Here is a 331-nt window from a genome sequence, read left to right as displayed (position 1 = left end):
TGCGTATGGTCCGACGGAGTCGACGGTCTGTGCGACGTTGAGCGAGCCGTTGTCCGGTGCGGTCGTCCCGCCGATCGGCCGGCCCATCGACAACGTGCGGGCCTACGTCCTGGACGCGGGGCTGTCTCCGGTCCCGCCCGGAGTGCCTGGTGAGTTGTATGTGGCGGGAGCTGGTGTCGCCCGCGGCTATCTCAACCGGCCGGGGCTGACTGGTCAGCGGTTTGTCGCCGATCCGTACGGGCCGGCGGGTTCGCGTATGTATCGCACCGGGGATCTGGTGCGCTGGAACAGTGACGGCACTCTGCATTTCCTGGGCCGCGCGGACGACCAG

The 331-nt window shown here is 68.6% G+C and carries 1 protein-coding gene; it reads left to right on the top strand.

What is annotated here, in order from left to right; translation table 11 throughout:
• Nucleotides 1-331 (top strand): AMP-binding protein (locus IO24_RS41805; protein ID WP_037670012.1); only part of this gene is annotated, 331 nt, incomplete at both ends.

Origin of the sequence: Streptomyces flavovariabilis, assembly GCF_000725785.1 — a bacterium.
In the GTDB taxonomy this organism is placed as follows: Bacteria; Actinomycetota; Actinomycetes; order Streptomycetales; family Streptomycetaceae; genus Streptomyces; species Streptomyces hawaiiensis.
The sequence above is the reverse complement of the archived record's forward strand: the minus strand, read 5'-3'. Positions and strand labels throughout refer to the sequence as shown.